This is a genomic window from Arhodomonas sp. KWT (genome assembly GCF_010993615.1).
In genome coordinates this window covers 26,542-29,055 of record NZ_WNXE01000031.1, presented here as the reverse complement: position 1 = coordinate 29,055, position 2,514 = coordinate 26,542, and the positions used below count along the sequence as shown (strand labels likewise).

Sequence of the window (2,514 nt, the reverse complement as noted above, 5' to 3'; positions counted from 1 at the left end):
CCCTTCGCCCGACAAGAGAGCGCGCATTATAGCCACATCTGACGAGCGGTCAACAACCCGTAACGCGGCTCACACGCGATAGTAATCCCGGTACCAGTCCACGAAACGCGCCACGCCCTCTTCAACGCTCGTCGAGGGACGGTAGCCGACGGCCTGATCCAGCAGCGAGGAGTCCGCGTAGGTGTCCGGCACGTCCCCCGGCTGCATCGGCAGCATGCGCTTCTCCGCACTCCTGCCCAGGCACGATTCCAGCACCTCGATGTAGCGCATCAGCTCCACCGGCCGGTTATTGCCGATGTTGTAGACGCGGTACGGCGCGGCGCTGCTCGCCGGGTCCGGGCGGTCGCTGTCCCAGTCCGGGTTGGCGGCGGCGACGTGGTCGCAGGCACGGACCACCCCCTCGGCGATGTCGTCGACGAAGGTGAAGTCGCGCTGGTGGTGACCATGGTTGAACACATCGATGGGCTCGCCGGCGAGTATCGCCCGCGTGAACTTGAACAGCGCCATGTCCGGCCTCCCCCACGGTCCATAGACGGTGAAGAAGCGCAGCCCGGTGGTGGGCAGCCCGAACAGGTGGCTGTAGCTGTGGGCCATCAGCTCGTTGGCCTTCTTCGTGGCCGCGTAGATGGCAAGGGGATGATCGACGGGGTCGTGCTCTGAGAACGGCATGCTCGTGTGCGAGCCGTAGACCGAGCTGGTGGAGGCGTAAACGAGGTGGCCGACGTCGTTGTACCGGCACCCCTCCAGGATGTTCATGAACCCGACCACGTTGGAATCCACGTAGGCGTGGGGGTCCTCCAGCGAGTGGCGCACCCCCGCCTGGGCGGCCAGGTGAATAACCCGGTCGAAGCCCTCGCGGAAGACCGCGGCCATGCCGTCGCGGTCGGCGACGTCGAGGCGCACGAACCGGAAACCGTCGGCCCCCTCCAGGCGGGCCAGGCGCGCCTGCTTGAGCGTGACGTCGTAGTAGTCGTTGAGGTTGTCGAGGCCGACGACCTCGTCACCGCGGGCGAGCAGCCGCTCGGCGACGTGATAGCCAATGAACCCGGCCGCGCCGGTGACGAGTACCTTCATGGTCTTCCCGTTGCTGTCTCAGAGAATGGCGTTGCGCCGGCGGCCGCTCAGAGGCGGCCGTCGACACAGTCACGGGGCAGCGCCCCCTTGATGTCGTAGAGCACCCCGCCCGGGCGGAGCAGGCCGCGCAGATCCGCACCGAGCTCGCGGAAGCGGTCATGGGCGACCGCGAGGACCACGGCGTCGTAACCGCCCTGCTCCGGCTCGCCGACCAGACGGATGCCGTACTCCGCCTCGGCCTCCGCGGCGACGACCTCCGGGTCGTGTACGCTCACGTGGGCGTGATAGTCCTCGAGCTCGGCGATGATATCCACCACCCGGGTGTTGCGCAGGTCCGGACAGTTCTCCTTGAACGCCAGCCCCAGCACTAGGACGCGGGCGTCAACCACCGGCTGCTTGCGCTTGGTCAGCAGCTTGACCACCTGGGCCGCCACGTAGCCGCCCATGCCGTCGTTGATGCGCCGCCCGGCCAGGATCATCTCCGGGTGATGCCCCATCTGCTGGGCCTTGAACGTCAGGTAGTAGGGGTCGACACCGATGCAGTGCCCCCCCACCAGGCCGGGGCGGAACGGCAGGAAGTTCCACTTGGTCCCCGCCGCCGCCAGCACCTCCTGGGTGTCGATGCCCATGCGCTCGAACAGGATGGCCAGCTCGTTGACCAGCGCGATGTTGACGTCGCGCTGGGTGTTCTCGATGACCTTGGCCGCCTCCGCGACCCGGATGCTGCTCGCCCGGTGGGTACCGGCGGTGATCACCCGCGCGTAGAGGGCGTCCACGAAATCGGCGATCTCCGGTGTGGAGCCGGAGGTGACCTTGACGATATCGGTAACACGGTGGGCGCGGTCGCCGGGGTTGATCCGCTCCGGGCTGTAGCCCGCGTGGAAGTCGCGGTTGAACGCCAGCCCCGAGGTGCGCTCGATCACCGGCACGCACACCTCCTCGGTGGCGCCCGGATAAACGGTCGACTCGTAGATCACCACATCCCCCGGCGAGACCACCCGGCCCACGGTCTCGCTGGCCGCGCGCAGCGGGGACAGATCCGGCTGGCGGCCGCTGTCGATGGGGGTGGGCACGGTCACGATATAGACGTTGCAGTCGCGCAGCGCCTCGAGGTCATCGGTGATCGTGAGCCCATCGGCCTCCGCCAGCTCCGCCGGCGAGACCTCGCGGGTATCGTCCCGGCCTTCATGCAGCGCCTCGACCCGGGCGCGCTTCACGTCGAAGCCCACGACCGGATAGTGGCGCGCAAAGGCCACGGCCAGCGGCAGACCCACGTAGCCGAGACCGAGGACGGCGACGCGGGGACTGACGGTTTCATCGCTCATCGGTGTAATTCCATCCCTGTCCGGAAAATACTTCGGGCGATGCAACGATACCGCGCCGCACCAGCGCACAGCCATCCCCGCGGCGGGGCATTCATCCGGCTTTCCCCGGCCTTCA

Annotated in this window: 2 protein-coding genes; both read right to left on the bottom strand. The window is 67.7% G+C overall.

Features of this window, described 5'->3' with window-relative positions; genetic code table 11:
* Window positions 1-69: 69 nt before the first annotated feature.
* Window positions 70-1,074, bottom strand: a complete 1,005-nt coding sequence (locus tag G7A99_RS07835) for an NAD-dependent epimerase (protein WP_163139389.1) — start codon at window positions 1,072-1,074, stop codon at window positions 70-72.
* A gap of 47 nt (window positions 1,075-1,121) precedes the next feature.
* A complete protein-coding gene (locus tag G7A99_RS07830) occupies window positions 1,122-2,399 on the bottom strand; it encodes a nucleotide sugar dehydrogenase (RefSeq protein ID WP_018718523.1) in 1,278 nt (425 codons plus the stop codon).
* Window positions 2,400-2,514 lie beyond the last annotated feature (115 nt).